Origin of the sequence: Corynebacterium sp. HMSC074C03 (assembly GCF_001838285.1) — a bacterium.
Classification (GTDB): domain Bacteria; phylum Actinomycetota; class Actinomycetes; order Mycobacteriales; family Mycobacteriaceae; genus Corynebacterium; species Corynebacterium amycolatum.
This window is the reverse complement of sequence record NZ_KV836197.1, coordinates 102,180-125,589: the sequence shown is the minus strand read 5'-3', so window position 1 is coordinate 125,589 and position 23,410 is coordinate 102,180. Positions and strand designations below refer to the sequence as shown.

Here is a 23,410-nt window from a genome sequence, read left to right as displayed (position 1 = left end):
GTTGCCGCGCTCGTGCGTTCAGCGGTGCTATGCGCCTTGCATGGCCTCGAAGGCAGAAAACCCCGGTTACTGGAACAATTCCAGCAACTGGGGTGGATGCGCGAAGAAACCTACTTCTTCAGGGACTCCGGAGCGTTGAAGCGCTCGCCGTGCTTAGCGGCCAGCTCTTCGGCGCGCTCGACGAAGCCTGCGACACCGCGGCGCTCTGGGTGAGCTGCAGCCGGGTCGACGACAGTGGCGCCGTCGTAGTTCTTGATGAACTGGCGAGTACCACCGGTCCAGGCCGGGTAGCCGATACCGAAGATGGAGCCGATGTTGCCGTCGGCGTCGTGAAGCAGAACGCCCTCGTCGACGCACTTCTGAGTCTCGATGGCCTCGATGAAGAGCATGCGGTCGACCAGCTCCTGCAGGTCGGTGTCTTCCGGAGCGATTGGGGTGATGTTCAGCTCCTCGCGCAGCTCGTTGAACAGGCCCGGCCAGAGACCGGAGCGCTTGCCGTCGACGTACTCGTAGAAGCCCTTGCCCTCGAGCTTGCCCGGGCGTTCGAACTTGTGCAGCATGGCCTCGACCAGAGCCGGCACGCCGCCCTCGTCCAAGGTCTGACCTGCGGCCTCGGCGGCAGCGCGGGTCTCGCCAGCGATCTTCTCCATGAGCTTGAGGTTCAGCTCGTCGGCAAGCTGGAGCTGCGGTGCCGGGTAACCAGCCTGGCGACCAGCGGCCTCGATGATGGCCGGGTCGTAGCCCTCGGCAACCATGCGCAGGGCCTCGTTGATGACGGTGCCGATGACGCGGGAGGTGTAGAAACCGCGGGAGTCGGTAACGACAATCGGAATCTTTCGGATTGCAACAGCGAAGTCCAGCGAAGCGGCGAGGATTGCCGGGTCGGTGTTGTCGCCGGAGATGATCTCAATCAGCTGCATCTTGTCCACCGGGGAGAAGAAGTGCAGACCGATGAAGTCCTTCTCACGCTTGACGTGGGAAGCCAGCTCGGTAATCGGCAGGGTGGAGGTGTTGGAGCCCAGGATGCAGGTCTCCGGAACTGCGGCCTCGATCTCGGCGTGAACCTTGTGCTTGAGGTCGGTGTTCTCGAAGACGGCCTCGATGACCAGGTCGACGTCGGACAGGTCATCGTAGGATTCGGTCGGCTTGATGCGGTTCAGCAGTGCTGCGGACTTCTCCTCAGTGGTGCGACCGCGCTTGAGAGCCTTCGCCTCCAGCCCCTCGGAGTAGGCCTTGCCGCGCTCGGCGTTCTCCAGGGAAATGTCCTTCAGGACAACTTCCATGCCAGCCTTTGCACACACGTATGCAATACCTGCGCCCATCATGCCGGCACCAACGACGGCAACCTTCTTGAACTCGCGCTTCGGGTACGGGGTGCCGTCAGCCTGCAGCGGACGGGAGCCGCCGCCCTGAGCGTGATTGAGGTCGAAGAAGAACGCCTGCATCATGTTCTTCGACTGAGTGCCGGTGACCAGCTCGGTGAAGTAGCGGGACTCGACACGCAGTGCGGTGTCGATGTCGACCTGAGAGCCCTCGATGGCAGCCTGCATCGCAAGGCGCGGAGCCTTCATCGGGGAGCCCTTGAGCTGCTTGGTCAGGTTTGCCGGGAAGGACGGCAGGTTCATTGCGAACTTAGGAGTCTTCGGGTCGCCGCCCGGAATCTTGAAGCCCTTCTCGTCCCACGGCTGTGCGGCCTTGGTATCTTCGCTGGTCAGCCATGCTCGAGCAGTGTCAATGAGCTGCTCCGGAGCAACAACCTCGTCAACGAGACCAGCTGCGAGGGCCTTGCCCGGGTTCATCTGAGCGCCGGTCAGAATGACCTTCATCAGCGCGTCCTGAATACCCAGCATGCGAACGACGCGGGAGACACCGCCGCCACCCGGCAGGAGGCCGAGGGTGACCTCCGGCAGGCCAATCTTGGAACCGCGGGCATCGGCAGCAACGCGGTGGTTAGCAGCCAGTGCGACCTCGAGGCCGCCGCCCAGTGCTGCGCCGTTGATGGCGGCAACAATCGGCACCGGGAGCTTCTCCAGGCGACGCAGGGAGGCCTTCATGTCCTCGACCATGTTGAACATGTCAGCTGCATCGTCCTCAGTGGCCTTGGACATCTGCTTGATGTCGCCGCCTGCGAAGAAGGTCTTCTTCGCAGAGGTGATGATGATGCCCTTGATGGAGGTCTCAGAGCCGTCGCCAATTTCGTTTTCCAGGCGCTCCACGGTGGCGCGGATGTCGTCCTGGAAAGTCTTGTTCATGGTGTTGACCGGTGCGTTCGGGTCATCCATGGTGAGGGTGACGATTCCGGCGTCGTCCTGATCCCACCGGAACATGTTATCTGTGCTCATAAATCAGTCAGTCCTTTGTGGTTATCGCGGTGTGGCCGCGGTAATTGTCGCTGTGAGTTTCGTTCCGGTTTGCTTTAGACGCGCTCGATGATGGTTGCAACACCCATACCGCCAGCCACGCAGAGCGAGATGAGGGCGTAACGGCCACCGGTGCGGTGCAGCTCGTCGATTGCGGCGCCGGTGATCATGGCACCGGTTGCACCCAGCGGGTGACCCATGGCCATTGCGCCACCGTTGATGTTGAGCTTGTCGTAGTCGATGCCCAGGTTCTGCTGAGCATGCTTGACGACGGCGGCAAACGCCTCGTTGATTTCCCACACGTCGATATCGTCGACCGTCAGGTTGGCCTTGGCCAGAGCCTCGCGGACAGCCGGCTCGATACCGGTGAGCATGATGGTCGGCTCGACACCATTGACGGCGGTGGCGACAACGCGTGCGCGCGGGGTCAGACCCATGTCTGCGCCGGCCTTCTCAGAACCAACCAGGGTCAGTGCAGCGCCATCGACGATGCCGGAGGAGTTACCTGCGTGGTGGACATGGTTGATGCGCTCAAGCTGCGGGTACTTCTTCAGTGCAACTGCGTCGAAGCCACCCTGCTCGCCCATCATGGTGAAGGCTGCGCGCAGGCCGGCCAGGGACTCTGCGGAGACACCTTCGCGGATGGTCTCATCGCGGTCGAGGATGGTCAGGCCGTTAGCGTCCTTGACTGGGACGACGGAGCGGTCGAAGCGGCCCTCAGACCAAGCCTTTGCGGCACGGGCGTGGGAGAGTGCTGCCATTTCGTCGAGGGACTCGCGGTCAAAGCCGTCGAGCGATGCAATCAGGTCAGCGGAGATACCCTGCGGGACGAAGTCAGTTGCGAACGAGACCTGTGCATCCATTGCCATTGCGCCGCCGTCGGACATCATTGGCACGCGGGACATGGACTCGACGCCACCGGCGAGGACGAGCTCGTCCATACCGGAGCGGACCTTCTGAGCAGCCAAGTTGATGGCGGAGAGGCCGGAAGCGCAGAAGCGGTTGATCTGGACACCGCCGGTGCGGTACGGCAGGCCTGCGGTGAGTGCTGCGGTGCGGGCAATGTCCGCACCCTGGTCGCCGACCGGGCTGACGCAGCCAACGATGAGGTCGCTGATGCGTTCTTCATCCAGCTCCGGGAAGCGGTTGCGAATTTCGTCGATGAGGCTGACGAGAAGTGATACCGGGCGTACCTCGTGGAGGGAGCCGTCCTTCTTGCCCTTGCCGCGCGGGGTGCGAATTGCCTCGTAGATGAAGGCTTCGCCGCCCGGCTGAATGGTGGCGGAAGTCATGTGTTTTTACCTCACAGATTCGTCGTAAAGTGTCGTGCGTCACTCTATAACGAATGGCGGATTGCCGGGGGTGATTTGAGGGGTGCTGGGGAGAAAGTTGACTCGCCGTAGTCTCTCACCTGGGGGTATGGGAGAAACCGGGGGTAATTACATAAGTAGTTTTAAACACAGCTTCGCGGAAGCGAGGCGGTAACGGTCTGCCATGTGAAGGTCCAATCGTTACGCCTGTCCAGCTGCCACGCCCGCCCCTCCAGGCCCCGCAAAAGCCCGTCCGCAACCATCAAGCCGCCTCTCCATCATCCTGCGCGAACCCCAAGTTCCGATAGCGCTCGACAAAGGCCTGGATGCGCTGCAGCACCCGCGTCTTGACCTTCTCGCGCTCATTACCTGGGGTAAACCGCGACATTGGCGGAAGAACTCGAACAATTCCGGTGCCAAGCGTGCTGACAATGCCGGTGGTCAGCGCCTCTTCAATGAAAGATTGCGCAGTGGGCATCCGCAGCTTTTCTTCAGCGATGATCGCATTGAGTTCTTCCGTGCGTTTGGTCCTGATGAATTCTTCCCACTGCTCATCAACGGGCTGGGTCAGGCTCACGGTGTTGACGAACTCTTCAATCAGGTCGCGCTTGTTCCGCAGCGATGGGCTGGAGTTTGCAGCACGAGAAATCTGGGCACGAATTTCTTCTCTCTCGTTACTGCCGTGGGTTTCGCGGTATTGCTCGACGAGCATGAGAATGTAGTCGACATTGATCTCTACCTGCTTAATCAGCTCCATCTCGAAGACCACATCTTCGTTGATGGACTCCCGTTCCCCGTCGCTTTCAGTACGGAATTCCGCGAACAGGTCGAGGTAGATACTGCGATAGTCCTGCTCCTGGCGAGGCGTCAGCAGCGCGTCATCGGCGAATTGGTCGAAGGAGGTCAGGATGTTTTGGACACGCAGAATCGCGCCGAAAAGCTTGATGAACTCCTTTTTCGCCTTCTCGCCAACAATGACCTTGTTCAGTGGATATTCCTGGAGCAGCTGATTCACCAACTTGGCGTATTCCGCAAAGTAATCCGCGTAGGGCTTGAGCAGCACTACGCTTTGCGCATCGGTGTCGCCGAAGAGCCGCAGCGCCTCATTTGTGGCATCTTCGAGGTCTCGGAAGCAGACAATGTTGCCGTACGTCTTGACTGAGTTGAGGATTCGGTTGGTACGCGAGAATGCCTGAATCAATCCGTGGTACTTCAGGTTCTTGTCCACGAACAGGGTGTTCAAGGTGGTGGCATCGAATCCGGTGAGGAACATGTTGACCACGATGGTCATATCGACTTCCCTGTTTTTCATTCGCAGGGAGAGGTCTTTGTAGTAGTTCTGGAATTTCTCGGCAGTGGTGTCGTAGTTGGTCTTGAAATACCCGTTGTAGTCGGCAATCGCCGCTTCCAGGTAATCGCGCGCAACCTTGGGTAGCTGCTCGGGCTCCATGCCTTCTTCAAGGAGCAAGCCTGTCTCGTCGGCCACGGCAGTAGCTGCCGCAGCGTTTTTCTTTTCGCTTGACGACGGAATCGTCGGTGACTCATCCTTTTCGGCCTCATTTGGCGCGAATGAGTAAATCATGGCGATCTTCAGCCGCTCTGCTTCCGGCAGTGACGCTTGCGCTTCTTTGAAGAGGTTGTAATAGGTGTAGGCAGCCTCAACAGAAGCGGTGGCGAAGATAGCATTGAAGCCACGAACTCGTTGATTTTTCTTTATTTCCTTAATGCGACCGCGGTGTCGGGCCTTTGCTGAGGCGGATACGTTCTCGACAACGCGGTGTTCGTAGAAGGTTTCCCGCTTCGTTTTCTGCGCGAAGTGTTCGAGCGTGTAGTCGACGACGTTTTTTAGGCGTGGCTTGGCCAGGAGTGCGCCTTCAGTATCGATGCCTGTGACTTCCTTGTCCTTAACGTTTCCAACCGAGATGGTGTTGACGTAGTCGATCCGGAAGGGCAGGACATTTTTATCGGTGATGGCGTCAACGATGGTGTAGGCGTGGAGTCGTTTGCCGAAAGCCTGCTCGGTGGTTTTGAGGTTGGCCTTGGTGCCGCTGGTGGAGTTGTCAGCGAAGATGGGTGTCCCGGTGAATCCGAAGAGGTTGTACTTCTTGAATGCCTTAGTAATGGCAGTGTGCATGTCGCCAAATTGGGAGCGGTGGCATTCGTCGAAGATGATGACCACGTGCTTGCCGTAGACATCGTGGTGTTTGTTGCCTGCGATGAAGTTCGACAGCTTCTGAATTGTGGTGATGATGATGGCCGCATCGTCGTCTTCCAACTGCTTCTTCAGCACGGCGGTCGAGGTGTTGGAGTTGGCAGCACCCTTTTGGAAGCGGTCATACTCACGCATGGTTTGGTAGTCGAGGTCCTTGCGGTCGACGACAAAAAGGACCTTATCGACATGCGAGAGTTTACTAGCCAGCTGTGCTGCCTTGAATGAGGTGAGGGTTTTCCCCGAACCGGTCGTGTGCCAGATGTAGCCGCCGGCCTCCGTGGTGCCAAGGCGTTCACGATAGTTATTGGAAATCTCAATTCGTTGCAGAATCTTCTCAGCAGCGACAATCTGGTACGGGCGCATCACCAGTAGTTCTTCCGCGGCGGTGAAGACGCAGAACTTAGTCAGAATATTGAGAAGCGAGTGCTTGGACAGGAATGTCTTAGTGAAGCCAACAAGATCCCGGATGGGTTGGTTGTTTGCGTCAGCCCACCACGATGTGAATTCAAAGCTCTTAGCACCGCGTGCTGGGCGGCCTTTTCCTCCCGTTTCCTTGATGTGCAGTTCACGGGTGGTGTTGGAGTAGTACTTGGTCAGCGTGCCGTTACTGATGACAAACAGCTGCACATAATCGAACAAACCGTCGCCAGACCAGAAAGAGTCACGCTGGTAGCGCCTGATCTGGTTAAAGGCTTCACGCAGCTCTACGCCACGACGCTTGAGTTCGATATGCACCATGGGAAGGCCATTGACCAGGATGGTGACGTCGTAACGATTGGAGTGTTTCGCACCGCTTTCGCCCTTTTCCACCTCGTACTGGTTAATGACCTGCAGCCGGTTGTTATGGATATTTGCTTTATCCAGCAGTCGGATGTTTTTGCTTGTGCCGTCGTCACGCGTAAGAACCTGAATGTGGTCTTCGTGGATGCGACGGGTCTTTTCCTTGATTCCGTCGTTGGCGCTGGTGATGCAGGTGCGATAGAACCGTTCCCATTCCGCGTCGCTGAAGGTGACGTGGTTGAGGGTTTCTAGTTGGCGGCGAAGGTTGGCAACGAGATCTGCTTCGCTGTGGATAGGCAGGTAGTCGTAGGCCTGCGACTGGAGGATGTCGATGAGTTCTTGCTCCAGTTGCGCCTCAGTTTGGTAGTCCTCTGAGGTGCGCTCCTCGGCCTGGTACTCCGCGACGACGGTGCTCTGCTCACCGACAGCGATCGGGTCGTACTTGGTTACTCGTCGCTTGCCGACGCCGTCCTGGTTCATGCTGCCAGCACCTTTTCCATAGTGTTAATTTGAAGCGTTACTTTTATGAGTCTCTATCTTAGAGAGTCCGGGGTAGCACGGGGTGGTGCAGCTAATCCACCAAGGTTCCCCAAAAAACCACAACCGCTGTTAGAATAAGGGGGCTCTAATCTAACAATCCCCAGGTGGTGGTTCGCTGTGGCTCCGACTTTTCCGGGAATGGAAGTTCGCCGGGAGCAGCTGATTGCTCAAGTTGACGCTATTTTGGAGTCGGCAATCGACGATTGTGTGCGTAAAACCAAAGAGACCCAGTCGATTGATTTCAAAGAGGAAGCTGGCCGACGTAGAGGTTCCCAGATCGAACCTGGTAAGTCGGAGAATCCGACAGCTGCCGACAAACTTGCCGACGAAGTGGCCTGCATGGCCAATACTCCTGGTGGCGGTGCCTTGATTGTTGGAATCGAGGATAAAACAGGGCGGATTATCGGTACCGAACTGGACATAGATTGGTTGCGGCAGGCTATCTATAGCCGGATTGATATTGCGCCTGATGTTGTCGAAAAGCGTGTGCAGGGCCAGCGGGTGCTTGTCATCTATGTTGCGGCAGCCTCTGAACCCGTTGAAGATACTGGGAATAGGCTGCGTTGGCGTGTTGGTGATTCGTGCAAGCCGGTGGACCGGTCGGAATGGTGGGAGTATCGGCGTGCGCAGGACGGCTTTGATTCAATGGCGCAGGTTAGTGCCGCAACACTTTCCGATGTCCGTCCCGGTGCCCTGGCGTTGGCCAGGAAATGGGCCCCAGTGTTTGCCGAGCTTACCGACCAAGAAGTGCTGCACGGCATTGGTGCTCTTGATGCCAATGGATTCCTATCAATGGCAGGAAAGCAGCTATTTACTTCGGCAGGGCGTACGGTTATTGAGCTCAGCATTTTTGATGTTCACGGTGGTCAGGTGCTTAACAGAGTGGTGCCGGAACCTGAGAAGTCGTGTCTTGAGCAGCTTGCGTACATAGAGCAGGCTCTGAATGTGGTGAATAAAAACAACACTGTGGTGGAGGGGTTCGTACATAAGCCGGTACCAGAGATTCCACGCGGTGCAGTGCGTGAGGCGATGCTAAATGCCATGATTCACCGCGATTGGAATCGAAGCGAAGCCATTGATGTGCGATGGATTGAGCTCGACAGCACCTTGATTGTGCGAAGCCCCGGTGGTTTTCCAGGAGCAATCACCGAAAACAATGTGTTAAGTAACCGTTCTGCTCGTTACCCCGCTCTGGCTGATGTGTATCGCGCAATTGGGCTCGTAGACAAGCAGGGTGTTGGGGTGGATCGCATGTACCAATCGATGATTGCCCTGGGGCATCGGCCGCCCACCATTGAAGAAGTAGCGGGCCCGTTTGTGGAAACGACTTTGGTGGGTGGCAGTCCCGTGCTGCCCGTTCTTGAGCTGATGTCAAGGATAATCCCGCAAGCACGGCAGGAAGATTACCGCATTGCAATCGTGTTGTATCTACTTTTTCAGCGCCCATTTGTCACGGTTGCGGAAGTAGCGCGTGGGCTGCAAGCCGGGCCTGAATCGGCTCACAATGCCCTGGATGCAGCCCGGCAAACGACGGTACTGGGTGAACCGCTGATTGTCCCCCATGCTGGAGTGCGGGTGCTTGGCGAAACATGCCGAGCAATCTTGCGCAAAGCTGAACCGACGCCATTCTTGCCTGCGCGGTACCTCACCACCGATCAGGATGAACTCCAGAAAGCAGCGATGTTGTGGCTGTGTGAGGTTGGGGATATCGCTACAAGTGACCTCATGGTTCTGTCTGGAAGCTCCCGCGGCACAGTGAAGGCCTGTATCGACGTCATGGTAGAAGCCGGCATTGTCACTGCCATTGGCAACGGCCGATCGCGCAGGTATCGGCTCACTAATCCGTCAAGGTCCCTGTAGAAACCGAAATCATTGTCAGATTAGACACTGCCTAATCTGACAATCTGGAGGTGGGTGATGAATGCGGAAGTATCGCTGACCTGATGGAGCGAGGGAAGTCCGGCGTCCCGCTGGGACTCGCCGACGCCTCCCTGGTTTATGCCGAAAGCTCCTTAAACGTGAGTAGTTGATCCCGGTAGAACTCGTATTGCTTCCGGCGAGCTTCAATTTCGGCAGGTAGGCCAGAGGTGAGGTCGTTCACGAGTGCATCAAACTTGTCGAGAATATTCACGATGCGCTGCTGTTCTTCGAGGGGAGGGATGGGGATTGGGAACTCGACGAGCATCTTCATTCTGACGGAAGTTACCGACGCATGAACTGATTTACGCTCCATATATTCGAGAAATTGCGCATGCATAAAGTAGTAAATAAATTTTGGAATAATAGCATCAGAAGTTGGATGAATTCGATATGCACGTTGATGGAGTGCGTATTTTCCATCCATAAAATGGATGACTTTCCCCACTCCTACACCGTCGCCTGCGGTAATGATTGCAATCTCGTCAAAATCATATTTATCTAAGTATTTAATAGTTTGGCCTCGTGTGTAAAAACAGTATTTCCCGGATTCTTGTGCTTCGTTGCTATTTCTACTTCCAGTCCCAATATCGCTGAGGTTTCCTAATGGTTCGAATCTAGAAAAGTTCTCATTTGAAAAGAATGAGTGAAGATAAGATTCATACTGCTTTTTCCTCGCTTCCAGCTCCGCTTCCAGCTCCGCTTCCAGCGATTGGAAGGTATCGAGAATTTTTACAATTTCTTGTTGTATCTCAATCGGAGGGCATGGTGTCATCACTTTTGACATTGCTGCTGAAGAAATACGACGAACTTTTGTTCCGGTAATCCAGCGTTCGATTGATCGATGGAAAAGTGAACTATTAAAGAAGTATGAAACAAACTTTGGATTCATACTGTGTCGGAAGATATAACCGTCTCCGCTTGTAACAATCTCCTCAGTGCCCAGCCAAGCCGTGGCTTTGCCCAAATCTTCATCGTTTTCAGAAGTGGTAGCGATAAAAACGTCACCAGGCAGCATCTTCCGCTTCTTCGCAGCGAAGTCATCGCTGACAAATGACTTAGTTTCCGTAGCCCAGATTCCGTAGTGGGTATAAATCTGGCCGTAGTGAATACAGCCGACACCGCTTTCGGTGAAGTCTTTCTTCTGGAGTCCGCCACCACGACTGAAAGTGCCAACCTCGCCCAGCGGTTTGTACTCCACACCATTCGGGCAGAGTTCCTCGATGAGCTTTTCAATCTGGTTCACTTCTGCTCCTTCGGTGTTTGCTGAATCTGTTTCTGAACTGCAGTGATTTCCTTGAGGTAGTCCCGCTCCACATCACTGGGTTGGGCATCCATCACAGTTTTGTACTTCTCGTATTCCGCATGGGCCTTCTGTACCGCTTGGCGGTGGGAAACCGTTCCTGCTCCCTCCAAGGATTTACCGCCCATGGCCGCAATCATTGTGGTGAGGTGATCCATCCAGTCCGCCATATACGTCGGCTGGTGCATCTGGGCACGGAACTCTGCCGCATCGAAGTAGGCAGAAACCAAGGTATTCAGGCGTTTTAGCTCGTCCTCGGCAAGGTAGTTTTTGGCAATCTCCACCTCAGCCTTGGTGATGCGCTCGCCCTTCCAATTGGTCAACCCCATGTTTGGCTTTGTGGCATCCGAACGCTCGAAAACCACCTCGGCTGCCGTGTGGCCGTGAGCACCAAAATGAAGTTTATTCTGGACCGTCGCAAAGAACTGCTTACTCACAGCGGCCCGCGGATCGTAATCCACGCTGGTGGCGTACAAATCTAGAACCTGGCGATGAATGACCTTCGCACTAGAGCGAATATCGCGGATGCGCTCCAGCAATTCACGCCAGTATGTTCCGCCACCGCCCTCTTTCAGGCGCTCATCGTCCATGGCGAAGCCCTTAATCAGGTATTCGCGCAAAACGCCTAGCGCCCACTGTCGGAACTGAGTACCCCGCAAGGACCTCACTCGGTAACCCACGGAGATAATCACGTCGAGGTTGTAGTGCTCCCGCTCGCGCGAAACTTCCCTTGAGCCTTCGAGTCGAACTGTTCGGAATTTCCGAACAGTTGCCTCTGACCTGGGCAGCTCGCCTTCCGCAAACACATTCCTAATATGTTCGGAGACATTCGCCTTCGACGACTGAAACAGCTCCACCATTTGGGCCTGGGTGAGCCAGACGGTTTCGTCGACAAGCCGTACCTCAATGCGAGTAGCGCCGTCGTCCGTGCGGAACATCACCAGCTCGCCCGCAGACGCCATGCTCATGTCGCCGTTCGTGTCAGACATCGGTGCGGGTTCCCTCAAGATCTGCCACAATCTCATCGATTGCCTCGCGCAGCTGGCGCTGGCGCTCCACGATGCCAACAATCTGCTTATTCAGCTCTACGATGTCAATGACCTCGCGGGTGTCCTCGGGCTCGACATAGGAGGAAACTGCGATGTTGTAGTCGTTTTCTGCAATCTCCTCAGCGGGCACCAGCTTGGTGAAATACTCCACATCCTCGCGGGCAGTGAAGGCATCCAGAATCTTCTTCTGGTTCTTGTCATTCAGTCGGTTCTTGTTGCCACTGCGCTCAAACTCTGCGGAGGCATCAATGAAGAGAACCGAATTGTCCTTCTTCGACTTCTTCAACACGATGATGCAGGTCGCGATGGTGGTGCCGAAGAAAAGATCCGGCGGCAGCTGAATAACCGTATCCACATAATTGTTATCCACCAGGTACTTGCGGATCTTCTTCTCCGCGCCGCCACGGTAAAGCACACCGGGGAACTCAACAATTGCGGCTGTTCCATTCGTCGCAAGCCACGAGAGAATATGCATCGTGAACGCCAAGTCGGCCTTCGACTTTGGCGCAAGGACGCCTGCCGGTGCGTAGCGCGGATCGTTAATCAGCAGAGGATTATTATCGCCTTCCCACTTTATGGAGTAGGGCGGGTTGGACACAATCGCCTCAAACGGCTGATTGTCCCAGTGCGCAGGTTCAGTGAGCGTATTGCCCAGCGCAATGTCGAAATTGTTGAAGTTCACATCGTGCAAGAACATGTTGATGCGCGCAAGGTTATACGTGGTCAGGTTGATTTCCTGGCCGTAGTAGCCCTCGCGGACGCCGCCTTCGCCAAGCACTTTCTTGAACTTCAACAGCAACGAACCGGAGCCAACAGCCGGGTCGTACACCCTGTTCACGCTATCCTTGCCCACCACAGTAATCCGGGTCAGCAGCTCAGAGACCTCCTGCGGCGTGTAGTACTCGCCACCGGACTTGCCTGCCTGAGAGGCGTACATGCCCATCAAGTATTCGTAGGCATCACCGAATAGGTCGATGGAGTTGTCATCGGCTTTAACCGTGAGAGGCATATTGCCGATATGCTTCATCAGATCGTAGATCTTGTTATTGCGTTCGATGACCGAGTTGCCAAGCTTGTTGCTGTCCAGGTTGATGTCGTCGAAAAGCCCTTGAAGATCGCTTTCGCTAGCGGTGCCTTTTGCAGATGCTTCGATATTTTTGAATACCTGCTGCAGTCGCTCATTGAGGTTCTCGCGGTAGTGTTCGTCAGCTGCCTGTTTGCAGACGTTGGTAAACAACTCAGAGGGCAAAATGAAGTAGCCCTTTTCCTCGACGATACTGGTGCGTCCCCACTCAGCATCCTTGTCAGAAAGGGAAGCGTAATCCGCGTCCTCATTTCCGGCGTCACGTTCGCCGTCATCGATGTACTCGGAGAGCTTCTCTGAGATGAAGCGGTAGAACATCATGCCGAGCACATAAGACTTAAAATCCCAACCGTCCACGCTGCCACGCAAGTCGTTGGCGATGTTCCAAATAGTCCTGTGCAGCTGTGCCCGGTCTGCGTCGCTCATAGTGAAAATCCCCGCTCAATCAGTAAAAATGCTTGAGCTCCCAGTCTAGTGGCAGACGATACGAAGTCAGGGGAGCACGCTCCGAGAGAAACTGGCCCCCTACCGCTTCCGCAGCACCAGCACCAGGTTCGACACCGCGAACTCGCGCAGCCCCGGTACGTGCACCATCCACCAGGCCCACCACGGGTGGTAACGCGGAAACGCGGCCAGCAGTTCGCAGTCGCCGGCCTCCGCCGCAGCGCGCGCCCACTTCAAACCTTCACCGCAACCGACCTTGAACAGAGACTCGCCAAAGTAGTTCTTCGGCCGCTTGCCATGCTTCTTCTCATACATGCGCCGCGCGCGGTCGCCACCCAGGTAATGCGTCATCCCCATCTCGTGGCCGCCGAACGGGCCGTACCAAATGGTGTACGAGTAAACAACCAGTCCGCCCGGCTTGGTTACACGCAGCATTTCCTCGCCCATCGTCCATGGCTCAGGCACGTGCTCGGCAACGTTCGATGAGTATGTCAGGTCAAAAGCATCATCGCGAAACGGCAGTTCCAGCCCCGATCCGCGTACCGACGACTCCAGCTTGATACCCGCCGCCGCCATCTCGCCCACATCTGGTTCACAGGTGTAATATTCCACGCCACGCTGGGCAAATGCTCGGCCAAAGTACCCAGGGCCGCCGCCGACATCAAGGATGCGCTTGCCATGCAGTGCGGTATTCGTCGTAACGCTTGACGACGTGCCCCCTGCGCCCGGCGACTCCGCCGTACCGACGGTGCCCCTCGCATCCACCGCGCCCACTGAACCATCCGCGCCAGCCGCGATGCCTTCTAGGAGGCCGATGGTGTCTTCGGCAAGGTGCCCGTAGAAGATATCGGGATCGGTTTGCTCGTATTTGAAGTCGTTGAGCAGCCCAAATGAGCGCGACAGCGTAGCAAAGCTGCGCAGCTCTTTCAGAGCGGGCGGGACGATAAAAGCGGGAAAGCGAAAGCTGGTCACGTCAAACAATCTAATGGACTGGTTGGGTCTGGGAGTATGGATTTGAGCTAAAGCGGCAACGAAAGCCGTGCCGAGCGTTAGGCTCATATTGTTATGAAAATCTTATTGTTGTGTTGGCGCGACACTGGTCATCCCGAAGGTGGAGGCAGTGAGCGCTATTTGGAACGCGTTGCGGGTTACCTTGCCAGCCAAGGCCACACTGTGGTGTTCCGCACGGCCAGCTACCCAGGCGCACCGGCCCTTTCACGTCGTGACGGCGTGACTTTCTCCCGCGCTGGTGGAAACTTCTCCGTCTACGTGCGTTCCTGGACCGCGATGCTGGGGGCTAGATTTGGCGTGGGGCCACTTGCCAAGGCGCTCGGCGGCAAGCCGGATGTCGTGGTCGATACCCAAAACGGTGTCCCCTTTTTCGCGCGGATTTTCTCCGGCGCACCGACGGTGCTCCTGACACATCACTGCCACCGCGAGCAGTGGCCAGTGGCGGGGCCGATTATTAGCCAGCTGGGGTGGTTCATCGAGTCGCGTCTGTCGCCGATGATTCACCGCCGCAGCCGCTACATCACGGTTTCCGAACCAAGTGCCGCTGAACTGGTAGAACTCGGAGTGTCGCCGGGGCGCATCGCGGTGATTCGCAATGGTGTGGACCCGATTCCGGGGGAGTTGCAGTCGACCGAAATCATGGCAGATCTATCCGAGTGCGACGGTCCGGCAGCGCATCTGGTGACGCTGTCGCGATTGGTCCCGCATAAGCAGATTGAGCACGCCATCGATGTGCTCGCAGATCTTGTGCAGGATCGTCCAGGTGCGATTCTCGATGTTATTGGCTCGGGGTGGTGGCACGACAACCTCGTGGAATATGCCCGTGACAAGGGTGTTTCGGATCACGTGGTCTTCCACGGGCAGGTCACAGAGGCGGATAAACACCGCATCCTCTCCAAGGCGTGTCTGCATCTGATGCCTTCCCGCAAGGAGGGCTGGGGGCTCGCCGTCATCGAATCGGCGCAGCACGGCGTGCCAACGGTCGGTTACCGTTCCTCGGCGGGATTGCGCGACTCGGTCAACGACGGTGAAACTGGCCTGCTGGCCAGCGATGAAGCTGACCTAATTGCCAAGACACGACAGATTCTCGATAACGGCGAACTGCATCGCGCCATGTCCAAGGCATGCGTCGCCCGTGCCGCAGAATTTGGCTGGGACAAAACCGGCGAGGCAGTTCTGAATGTCTTGGAAAACCCAACTCTGGACAATCTGCTACCTGCGGCGGGGCAGTAGCGCTTCCTTTACTCCAGCCAATAGTCCCGCCAGTAGCCCAGCGAGCAGGCAAAGAGTCCAGATTCCAAAGGCTATCCACGCAGCTGCATAGGCCCCCTGGCTTGGTTCTGTGGTCGGATTGATAACGCCGGGAACATGGTATAGCTGCAGGTCAGGTGTTTCATAGACGGGATCTAGCGCTGCCACAATGTCAGCTGAATCGCCGAAGTTGCCGGGCGAATTCTCCACTAGGACCCAGCCAACGCCCTGGTCCCGAAGGCTCTGGAGCGCAGACGCAAGCTCCTCCTGTCTCTTTGCACCGCCGAGCAGCGTACGCTCAACGGTTGTGGCTCCCTCGCCAGACACCGACTGCCCAGACACGATCAATTCGCCGGAGCTCACCACCGGAGCGGGCAAAATCTTCGTAGCCGGGTCGAGGACAGGGCGCCCATTAATGATGCGGTAAGAACCGGCAGGTAGAACCGCAACGCGATCGTCGTCAAGCGCGACGACACCGGAAACCGCCGACCAGCCCTCCCATGACGGAATGGGGCGGAGTGGAGCGACATCGGCGGGTAGCGTGGGGACAGCGGCAATGATGATGAGCGCGCTGACGCCAGTAGCCAACCACTGGCCGATAGTGGCGGTGGCGCTGCGAGCGCGGCGTGCCAGGTACTCCGCACCGCTGGCGGCGAGGATGACATAGGCAGGGACAGCTAGCGCGATCCACTTCTGTGCATCGCGAAGCAGACCCGCCCCCGGGATGTGCTCGAGCGCCCAACCCATCATCAAAATGCCCGGCGTTGTTGCGGCGAGAGCGACGAGCACAATGCTCACGGCGCCGGTGATAATCAGCCCCCGCCAGCGCTCTTGCGAATGCCAGACACGACGGAATCCCAGACCCATGAGTACCAAGAGCACCAGCACCATGATCGCCGAAAAACCAGCCTCGCGAGTTAGCGGCACAGCTTGCTTATTCCAGATACCGCCCAGCCCCAACAGGCTGCCGAGCGTGCCGACGTGTGCCTCTGCTCTGGCCGCAAATGCGGCAGCGCCAGCAACATCGGAGGACCCAGCTGCACTCGGGTTCAGCAAAGATGCCACCAGCCACGGTGAACTGACCGCCACTGTTGTGGCCGCAATCCAAGCGCGGTCGCGGTTATTGCGGGCGGCAGCAATGCCGGTGATACCAGCTAAAAGGGCACCGGTCGGTGTGAGGCCCGCAGCGGCAATGGCGCTGGTGCGCCACAAAGCACTACCCATCTGTGTTGCCAGAACTACTGCCGGAAGTAACAATACGGCGATGACCAGTGACCACTGTCCCTGGAGTAAACGCTCGACCACGAACGGGTTCCAGAGCAGCATCGTCGGTGCGATCAGCTGACTGGCCAAGCTCGGAGTCATGGGGATAAGACCGGCACTGGATGCGTTACTGGCGCCAGAGCCGTGGCGAGTGAACCTGCGGGCGAGCTCAGCAGCTGCAAGACCACCAATCAAACAGGCGCCGACCATGGCGAAGCGCACCCAATGGCTGGCATCCACAAAGTATCCCAGTGCCCACAGTGCGGTGTCCTGAGGAACAGCTCGTGCCGCAGCGGGGCCGAGTCCCAGGGCCGCGTCGGTAAGCGGTGGGTGATTGGGGATGACCATGTCGCGCAGCAGGAATATCGGCGCCCCAAAGCGACCATCAGCCGGGGCCTTGAGGGGCGCAAAGAGAGGCCAGCACACGGCAGCGGTCAGTAAGAGAATCCACGACAACACAAAAACCCAGGCGACTCGCTCCGAATGAGAGCGAGCCGACTGGGTCAGAGTAGTGCGGAAACGTTGTGTCACGTGCCCTATATTAAGTTATTTTTCGCTTTCCTCAGTGAAACTTAGGGTAAGCGAGAGCATGAGGCATCTTAAGGGCCTCGTGGCTTGGTCTCTTAGGCAGACTTGCTGCGAATGCGGAAGCCAATCACGATGAGAACCAGGCCGAGGATACCGAGGATCCACGGTGCGACAGTGCCACCGATAGTCAGCGACTTACGTGCTTCCTTAGCACGGTCCATCTGACGGCCCTTGGTGCCTTCGTCCCACTGAGCGGTGTACTTCATCGCGGTACGGTTCTGCTCCTTGGCTTCCTTCTCACGGCCAGCCTTGGAAGCAATTTCTTCCGCTTCCTTGTCGTCCTTGGCGTAGAACATGAACATCTCTTCAGTACCGTTGACGATCACGCCAGAGGTTGGCTCGACGCGAACAGTACGGACGTTGGTGTAGTAACGATCCAACTCGACGTCGTCGTCACCCTCCAGGCCCCACTTGTGAGCCGGGAAGCTCAAGCGCATGGAAGCCAGCGAGGACTTGTCAGCCTCGGTGAGCTTGCGGCCGTCGCGAGTGAAGTGCTCGGTCAGGGACTCGTAGAGGTTCTGCGGCGGAATGGTCATGGAGTACTTGTAGACCTTGACGCCATCCTGAGTTTCCTCACCGACGAAGTCGATCTCGAAGTTACGCATCGCCTGGACGTCGTAGTACGGGTAGGACTTCTTCTGAGCACCAAACGGGAACTGGTATTGGATACCCGGACGGGTGAACGTCGGCGGCTTGGTGTCCGAACCGCCCTGCGGTGCGTTAATAGCAACGCTGGAGATCGGGTCATCTACCGGGTACGCAGTACTGCGGTCAACAGTGATGCGGTCGAGGGTCGCATTGATGAGGTTCTTCGGCTCTTCGCGGTCATCGCGCAGCAGGGTGGTACCGACCTGGAGAGTTGCGATCTTCTCGTCAGCCGGCTCCTCAATCTCAACGTGGCGCTTCGACTGCATCGGAGTCTTGTCGTTGATGAAGCAGTGGACCGGGAGGTCGCGCTTTTCTTCGTCCGTCTCTGCCTTGCAACGCGGGTCATTCTTGCGGTTTGGCGTTGGCTCATTCTTGCCCAGCTGGCTGGAGTCCAACAGAGTGCCGTCGCGCACCTCCGTGATGGTGTCGCTCACAGTGTCAAGTGGGATGACCCGGAGGCGAGGCACCAGGAAGGTTGGCAGAAGGACGGCAATGACAATCAATGCAGCACCGATGATAATCAGTGCATGTCCGAGAGTTCTCTTCATCAGCGGATAGTCCTTTAACTGTACGTAACTTTCTGCTGCAAAACCTAGCAGGAAGTTAGGAGTTATGTGGTGTGTTTTTAAAAAATAACTTGTCGGGAAAACAAAAGAGTTTTGGAAAAACCGGCCTGAACAGGACTTATTTCATAATAGAATACAAGTGATTTTACTCATTCCGGTATCCGTGTAAGAAAGTACTATGACGTCCAAGGCATTTGCGGCAGCGTCAAACGCTGGGCAAGACACAGTGTCGAGCTCTGTGCCGAACTCCACGCCGAGCACTGCCCCCAGCACTGCATCCAGCGCTGTGCCGAACTCTGCCACCACATTCCGCCCAGGCTTCCTGCCCTCGCTGGAGGGGCTGCGCGCTGTGGCTTCGATGGGCATCATCGGTACGCACGTCGCATTCCAGACCGGGCATGATGTGGGAGCCCTGTGGGAACGCGTCCTCGGCCGCTTCGACTTCTTCGTGGCTGTTTTCTTCGTGCTGTCCGGATTCCTGTTGTGGCGTTCTCACCGCTCGGGTTATGGCGGAATCCCCCGTCGTAAAGCATTGGCCGATGCCGACGGCGGACGGAAGAAGAGCTGGGCGAAGTACTACAAGAAGCGCGTCGCGCGCATTATGCCTGCGTACTGGGTGCTGGTGCTTATTGTGCTCATCGCACTGCCGGTGGGGCGTGGCGCGGATCTCAAGATTTGGCTGACAAACCTGACGCTGACACAGGTGTATTTCTCAGGCTCTCTGCACGGTGGGTTGACGCACCTGTGGTCATTGTCGGTGGAGGTCGCGTTCTACATCGCGCTGCCGCTGTTTGCCATCGGGCTTAGCCGGTTGGACCCACATCGCCAGCAGGGGCGCCGCATAGTGACAATTTCCCTGCTCGCAATCTTGAGCTTCGGCTGGCCCTACCTGCCACTGCCGTACCCAGAAGGCGTTAACCCGCATATTCAGCCGATTGCATACTTTTCCTGGTTCGCAGCTGGCATGATTCTCGCCGAGCTGGAATCGCTCCAGGGCGTCGATACCGATGCTGCCCGCGCGAGGGTGGAAACCATGCAGCGCTGGGCTCGCCGCCGCCCACTGTGGCTGGCGATCGCCGTTGGTGCGTTGGTTCTGGCTTCCTACCTGGGTCCCGAAGGGCTAGTCGAGCTCACCAACTGGGAATTCACCCGCCGCCTGCTGTGTGGGCTGGTCTTCGGTGCCGCCATCATCGGCCCCTGGACGATGGCGCCGGAGTCGCGCTTCCTCGAACACCCCATCATACAGGCGCTGGGGCGCTGGTCGTACGGCATCTTCCTCTGGCACGTGGCGATGCTCTCCATCGCATTCCCGCTGCTTGGTGTGAAGCTATTTACCGGCCATCTGCTCAGTGTCACCATTGTTACGGTCGCACTGTCGATTCCAGTGGCCGCCGCCTCCTACGCGCTCGTCGAGGAACCTGCCCGCCGCTTCTTCGCACGCGTCTGGGTCAACCGCTAACAGCTCTTAATCAGCGGTGTTGTCGGTGTCGTCGACGTCGCTGTCGGTGTCGTTATCAGCACCGCCACCGGAAAGCATCGAGCAGCACGCCACGATCGTCAGCGCCGCCGTCACCAGTAACTGAAGCGGCCAGTCGGCACCGGCGTAGTCATCCTTCGGCCACGGGTTCGCCGCCAGCACCAAGCCCGCAATCAACATCGTCGCAGCAAGTGTCACAATAAGGGCGTTTCGCACGTTCAGCCATAGCTTGACGACGTCCCCACGCTTCCGTGCCCAGAAAACCGCACCAAGGGTAGCGGCAACCACCACGAGGGCAACGACCACGCCAGGCCAGCTGGATACCAGTGTCACTGTCGCGGCAGCCGCAATGCCAATAGCCGTCCGCGGCAAGTCATTGCTCAGCGAAGATGCGGGAATCGGGGAGGTGAGAGCGAAGCGTCGCCAAGCGAAAGCCAGCCCCACAGTGACCAGTGCGTACACGGTTGCGAGTGCGCCGCCTGCCAGGATGCCAGTACGCCAGGTTTGCTGCGGTGGGTAGGTCAGCTCGACCGCACCACCAATACCGGCCGGAATCGTCCAACCCTGCTGCCAACCAGAGACCGTTACCGGCTTCATGGCGGCGCCTCCGACACGGAGCTCATGGCCAGCATTGACAGAGATTGGCAACCACACGATGCGATCGTGGTCGGCAGTGTCAATGGGATTGTTCAGATCGATTGGCGTCACTTTCTGCTGCTCAGCTGACGGCGCGAAGTAGTCAGTCGAGGTGAGCGACACCCAATCGGACTTGGCATCGATGCGCCATGGCCCCGGTGAGAGCTCAATCTCTTCACCGCAGGTCAGCTCGCGGTGATCAGAGCCGTCACCGCGCTGGAGGCTGGCCCACGGGGCTCCGATGCTGCTGCGGCAGGTATCAGCATCGACCTTTACCTTTACCGGCTTTGGAACGGTGAACAGGCGCACCAGCGTGCCCTCGTGAATCTCCTGGCCGAAGACCCAACGCTGAGCCAGCGACGAGGAATTCGGCACCACCGGGACACGAACCGGCGTGAGGTCCTCCGCTATATCCTCGGTGGAAAACTCTGTATCTTCATCGGAATCGGGGCTGCTGGATTCGAATGCGTCGAAGCCAGTGTCTCGCTTTGGAATCACCAGGCCTAGCTCGGAGATAGCAAAGCCTACAGGAGCAATCTTTGCTGTGATGCGCACCGATGTGGTCTTGCCGCCGGGCAGCGGAATACGAGTCGTCTCACCCGGGACCAACTGTACGGAGCTCGAAGCCGTATCAGTCTGGATGCGCAGTTGCACTGGAACGCGAGCACCGGTCAGGCTGAGCACTGCGTTATCGGTCGGTTCCTTCCACGACAGTTTGACCCACTCAGCCTGGCTCTTGCCCGCCAAGGGTTCCCACCAGGTGGAGGTGTCGCCGTCGAGCATTGCGTTGACCGAGTGGTCAGCCGATGCACCACCGACGTTGTATGGCTCAGAGGCCGACGACGAAACCTCAATTGTGGCGCGACCCGTTGCTGTCTGCGTCAGTGGCAGTCCCACGACGGGGTAGTCCGGAACGAGGTTGCGGACATATGAGTCCTCGTCTTCGGCCAGGATTGCTGACTCCGCGCCGACGGCTTCACCATAGTTGCGGCCGCGGCGGGCGGGGGTGTCGGTGACAGTGCCGGCATCCTTGCCAGACAGGATGCGCACCGGAGCATCGGAATCGACTTCGTCAAGCCGCGGGAGCACTTCGGGGCCGCCGGCGACCAGCGGCACCTGGGTAGTGTCCACCAACCGCGGTGAAAGTGCGTGATTGCGCAGCTCCTTCGGGCCCGCACCCCAAATCTGGATAGCGGTATGGCCGTCCTCGTCCGCGAACTCCGCCACCTTTTCCATGGTCGGGGAGTCCTGCAGCGTGGAAGTGATGGCGCGCAGCGAATCGCCCCTCGAGGTAACTCTCAAGTCATGGCGGACCAGCACGTAGCCGATACCGTTGTTGCGCAGGGTGGCATCCAGTGCCGGTACCTCACGGCCCCGAGTCAGTGAATTGCGCAGACCATCGAGGCCGCGAATCGCCTCTGGGGGCACTAGCGGCACCGTATCGCGGACGGCCCAGGGCACGTCGGCAAGCGGCTGGAGCGGTTCGTCGCGAGTATTGCCCCATGTCTGATCAGCAAACGGCGATGACGGCACCACCAGCGTGCGGGTGTCCTCGCCCTGCTTATTCAGCCAGTCGGCCGCTTCGTGCCAGTAGCCCGGAACCTCGGAAAAACCACCTGTCGGAGCGAGGCGTGCGCTCCACGCAGGGGCGGTGGCACTGGCGATAACCACCAGAACCAGCATCGATGCGATAGCGCGCGGGTGCTTCTCCGGGTGTAGCCACTGCTGCCAGCCAGTGGTCGCTGAATCGCTCGCCGTCTCGTTCGTGTGCTCGTTCGCCGGCTCTCGCCACGGCCATGGCAGCTGGGCTGTCGCATGAGCGAAGCCGATAACAAGTGGCAGACGCACAATAGTGTCGAATTTGTGCAGGTTGCGCACTGCTGCGAGCGTGGAATCGAGCACCTCGCGAGCCGATTCCCACGCCAGCCCGAACGGCTCCGTCCAGGCCGCCATGATGACAAGCCCGATGAGCAGCATCATCAGCCACATTCGACGCAGCGGCAGCGAGCGCATGACCAAGCCGAGTAGGCCAATCGCCGCTACAGCCAGGGTGGCGTAAATGAGAATGGGCTCCGCGACCAGCGCATTTCCGCCGACTCGCTCGAAAGAGACAAACGGTGTCCACGAGGTGGAACCGCGGAGCGTCTCGCCGAGACTCAACCAACGAGTGGTCACACCGGAGGACTCGATGTAGTCCGTAAACGGTGGTGAGTACTTGCCCAGCAGGAGTAGCGGCACAATCCACCACATGCTGACCGCTGCACACGCAGCCAGCCAACCGCCGAGCATCGCCCACGCACGCCCGCGGCGAGGCTCCGTAAAAGCGAAGAAGAGCAGCATCAGACCTGCGGGGATGCAAGCCGCCGCTGTACTGACCGCATTGACCGCGCCAGTGCACAGCACCGCTAGGCCGGACAGCAATACGGCACGGGCAGTCGCACGCCAGGGCAGTTCCTCGCGCCGGGCTGCGACCCGCAGGAGCGGAAGCAGAATCCACGGTGCCAGCGCGACGGGCCAGGTCTCGGACGAAATCGCGCCCAACGTCGTAATCACACGCGGCGACAACGCGTACAACAAAGCCGCCAATATGCGAGAGGTATGCGTGCCGACGTTTATAGCTTCGGCCACGCGATATGCGCCGGTAAAAGCCACGCAGAGAGTAAGGCTCCACCACAGCGCCTGAATCAGCCAGCCGGGCGCTAGGACATCGGGCAGCAAACTAAACAGCGCGAAGAACGCGCCCTGTGGAAAGAGATAGCCATATGCCTGGTTTTGGAGCTGTCCCAGCGGCATGGTGTCTGACCACATGTTGAGCGAGGCGGACAAAAACCCGATGGGGTCTTCTGTCAGGTCGTGCTTTGTGTCAGCGACAGTCTTGCCGGGGGACTGGATGAATGCCAGCAGGCACAGCAAAGCCCACCAAGGTACAAGCACGCGCTTACGCGCTCGAACAAAGGTGGGCATAGCTTTA

At 58.0% G+C, this 23,410-nt stretch carries 13 protein-coding genes; 3 read left to right on the top strand and 10 right to left on the bottom strand.

The features are described 5' to 3' along the window. Window positions 1–110: 110 nt before the first annotated feature. The 3 genes from HMPREF2847_RS02830 to HMPREF2847_RS02820 form a co-directional block, all read right to left on the bottom strand. Window positions 111–2,342 (bottom strand): 3-hydroxyacyl-CoA dehydrogenase NAD-binding domain-containing protein, encoded by a 2,232-nt coding sequence (locus HMPREF2847_RS02830; RefSeq protein WP_070851449.1) that lies wholly within the window; start codon window positions 2,340–2,342, stop codon window positions 111–113. A gap of 74 nt (window positions 2,343–2,416) precedes the next feature. Then, window positions 2,417–3,652, bottom strand: a complete 1,236-nt coding sequence (locus HMPREF2847_RS02825; protein WP_070851448.1) for an acetyl-CoA C-acetyltransferase — start codon at window positions 3,650–3,652, stop codon at window positions 2,417–2,419. A gap of 280 nt (window positions 3,653–3,932) precedes the next feature. Next, a complete protein-coding gene (locus tag HMPREF2847_RS02820) occupies window positions 3,933–7,142 on the bottom strand; it encodes a type I restriction endonuclease subunit R (RefSeq protein WP_070851447.1) in 3,210 nt (1,069 codons plus the stop codon). 198 nt (window positions 7,143–7,340) lie between these two features. On the opposite strand from HMPREF2847_RS02820, the gene HMPREF2847_RS02815 reads away from it, so the two are divergent. Continuing rightward, complete coding sequence (locus HMPREF2847_RS02815) at window positions 7,341–9,062, top strand: DUF5635 domain-containing protein (protein ID WP_070851446.1); 1,722 nt, start codon at window positions 7,341–7,343, stop codon at window positions 9,060–9,062. A 136-nt stretch (window positions 9,063–9,198) separates the two neighbouring features. Here the strand turns inward: HMPREF2847_RS02815 and HMPREF2847_RS02810 are convergent, their stop codons facing one another. From HMPREF2847_RS02810 to HMPREF2847_RS02795, 4 genes are all read right to left on the bottom strand, one after another. Beyond that, window positions 9,199–10,365 carry a restriction endonuclease subunit S gene (locus HMPREF2847_RS02810; RefSeq protein ID WP_070851445.1) on the bottom strand — a complete coding sequence of 389 codons (1,167 nt, stop codon included), beginning with the start codon at window positions 10,363–10,365 and terminating at the stop codon, window positions 9,199–9,201. After that, window positions 10,362–11,411, bottom strand: coding sequence for a virulence RhuM family protein (locus HMPREF2847_RS02805; protein ID WP_070851444.1), 1,050 nt, complete (start codon window positions 11,409–11,411; stop codon window positions 10,362–10,364). Before HMPREF2847_RS02805 ends, HMPREF2847_RS02810 begins: the two co-directional genes overlap by 4 nt. Next, window positions 11,404–12,981: a type I restriction-modification system subunit M gene (locus HMPREF2847_RS02800; protein WP_070851443.1), complete on the bottom strand. Its 1,578-nt coding sequence runs from the start codon at window positions 12,979–12,981 to the stop codon at window positions 11,404–11,406. The genes HMPREF2847_RS02805 and HMPREF2847_RS02800 overlap by 8 nt, the downstream gene beginning before the upstream one ends. A 99-nt stretch (window positions 12,982–13,080) precedes the next feature. Further along, entirely contained in the window at window positions 13,081–13,971 is an 891-nt protein-coding gene (locus tag HMPREF2847_RS02795) for a class I SAM-dependent methyltransferase (protein ID WP_246821915.1), read from the bottom strand. A 93-nt stretch (window positions 13,972–14,064) separates the two neighbouring features. On the opposite strand from HMPREF2847_RS02795, the gene HMPREF2847_RS02790 reads away from it, so the two are divergent. Next, on the top strand, window positions 14,065–15,243 hold the full coding sequence (locus HMPREF2847_RS02790; protein ID WP_070851442.1) for a glycosyltransferase family 4 protein: 1,179 nt from the start codon (window positions 14,065–14,067) through the stop codon (window positions 15,241–15,243). On the opposite strand, the gene HMPREF2847_RS02785 is transcribed toward HMPREF2847_RS02790, so the two are convergent. Both HMPREF2847_RS02785 and HMPREF2847_RS02780 read right to left on the bottom strand, forming a co-directional pair. Then, on the bottom strand, window positions 15,223–17,055 hold the full coding sequence (locus HMPREF2847_RS02785; protein WP_070851441.1) for an MmpA family trehalose lipid delivery protein: 1,833 nt from the start codon (window positions 17,053–17,055) through the stop codon (window positions 15,223–15,225). The two genes, HMPREF2847_RS02790 and HMPREF2847_RS02785, sit on opposite strands and share 21 nt — an antisense overlap. 92 nt (window positions 17,056–17,147) lie before the next feature. Continuing rightward, on the bottom strand, window positions 17,148–18,308 hold the full coding sequence (locus HMPREF2847_RS02780) for a cell envelope lipid trafficking protein PgfA (RefSeq protein ID WP_070851440.1): 1,161 nt from the start codon (window positions 18,306–18,308) through the stop codon (window positions 17,148–17,150). 196 nt (window positions 18,309–18,504) lie between these two features. Here HMPREF2847_RS02780 and HMPREF2847_RS02775 point away from each other — a divergent pair, with 196 nt between their 5' ends. Further along, window positions 18,505–19,785, top strand: a complete 1,281-nt coding sequence (locus HMPREF2847_RS02775; RefSeq protein ID WP_070851439.1) for an acyltransferase family protein — start codon at window positions 18,505–18,507, stop codon at window positions 19,783–19,785. Between the two features lie 6 nt (window positions 19,786–19,791). On the opposite strand, the gene HMPREF2847_RS02770 is transcribed toward HMPREF2847_RS02775, so the two are convergent. Next, window positions 19,792–23,403: an alpha-(1->3)-arabinofuranosyltransferase domain-containing protein gene (locus HMPREF2847_RS02770; protein ID WP_070851438.1), complete on the bottom strand. Its 3,612-nt coding sequence runs from the start codon at window positions 23,401–23,403 to the stop codon at window positions 19,792–19,794. Window positions 23,404–23,410 lie beyond the last annotated feature (7 nt).

Coding starts and splice junctions, on each gene's coding strand:
- HMPREF2847_RS02780 (WP_070851440.1), bottom strand. CDS start 18,308: ATGAAGAGAACTCTCGGACATGCACTGATTATCATCGGTGCTGCATTG.
- HMPREF2847_RS02815 (WP_070851446.1), top strand. CDS start 7,341: ATGGAAGTTCGCCGGGAGCAGCTGATTGCTCAAGTTGACGCTATTTTG.
- HMPREF2847_RS02770 (WP_070851438.1), bottom strand. CDS start 23,403: ATGCCCACCTTTGTTCGAGCGCGTAAGCGCGTGCTTGTACCTTGGTGG.
- HMPREF2847_RS02830 (WP_070851449.1), bottom strand. CDS start 2,342: ATGAGCACAGATAACATGTTCCGGTGGGATCAGGACGACGCCGGAATC.
- HMPREF2847_RS02805 (WP_070851444.1), bottom strand. CDS start 11,411: ATGTCTGACACGAACGGCGACATGAGCATGGCGTCTGCGGGCGAGCTG.
- HMPREF2847_RS02790 (WP_070851442.1), top strand. CDS start 14,065: ATGAAAATCTTATTGTTGTGTTGGCGCGACACTGGTCATCCCGAAGGT.
- HMPREF2847_RS02820 (WP_070851447.1), bottom strand. CDS start 7,142: ATGAACCAGGACGGCGTCGGCAAGCGACGAGTAACCAAGTACGACCCG.
- HMPREF2847_RS02775 (WP_070851439.1), top strand. CDS start 18,505: ATGACGTCCAAGGCATTTGCGGCAGCGTCAAACGCTGGGCAAGACACA.
- HMPREF2847_RS02825 (WP_070851448.1), bottom strand. CDS start 3,652: ATGACTTCCGCCACCATTCAGCCGGGCGGCGAAGCCTTCATCTACGAG.
- HMPREF2847_RS02800 (WP_070851443.1), bottom strand. CDS start 12,981: ATGAGCGACGCAGACCGGGCACAGCTGCACAGGACTATTTGGAACATC.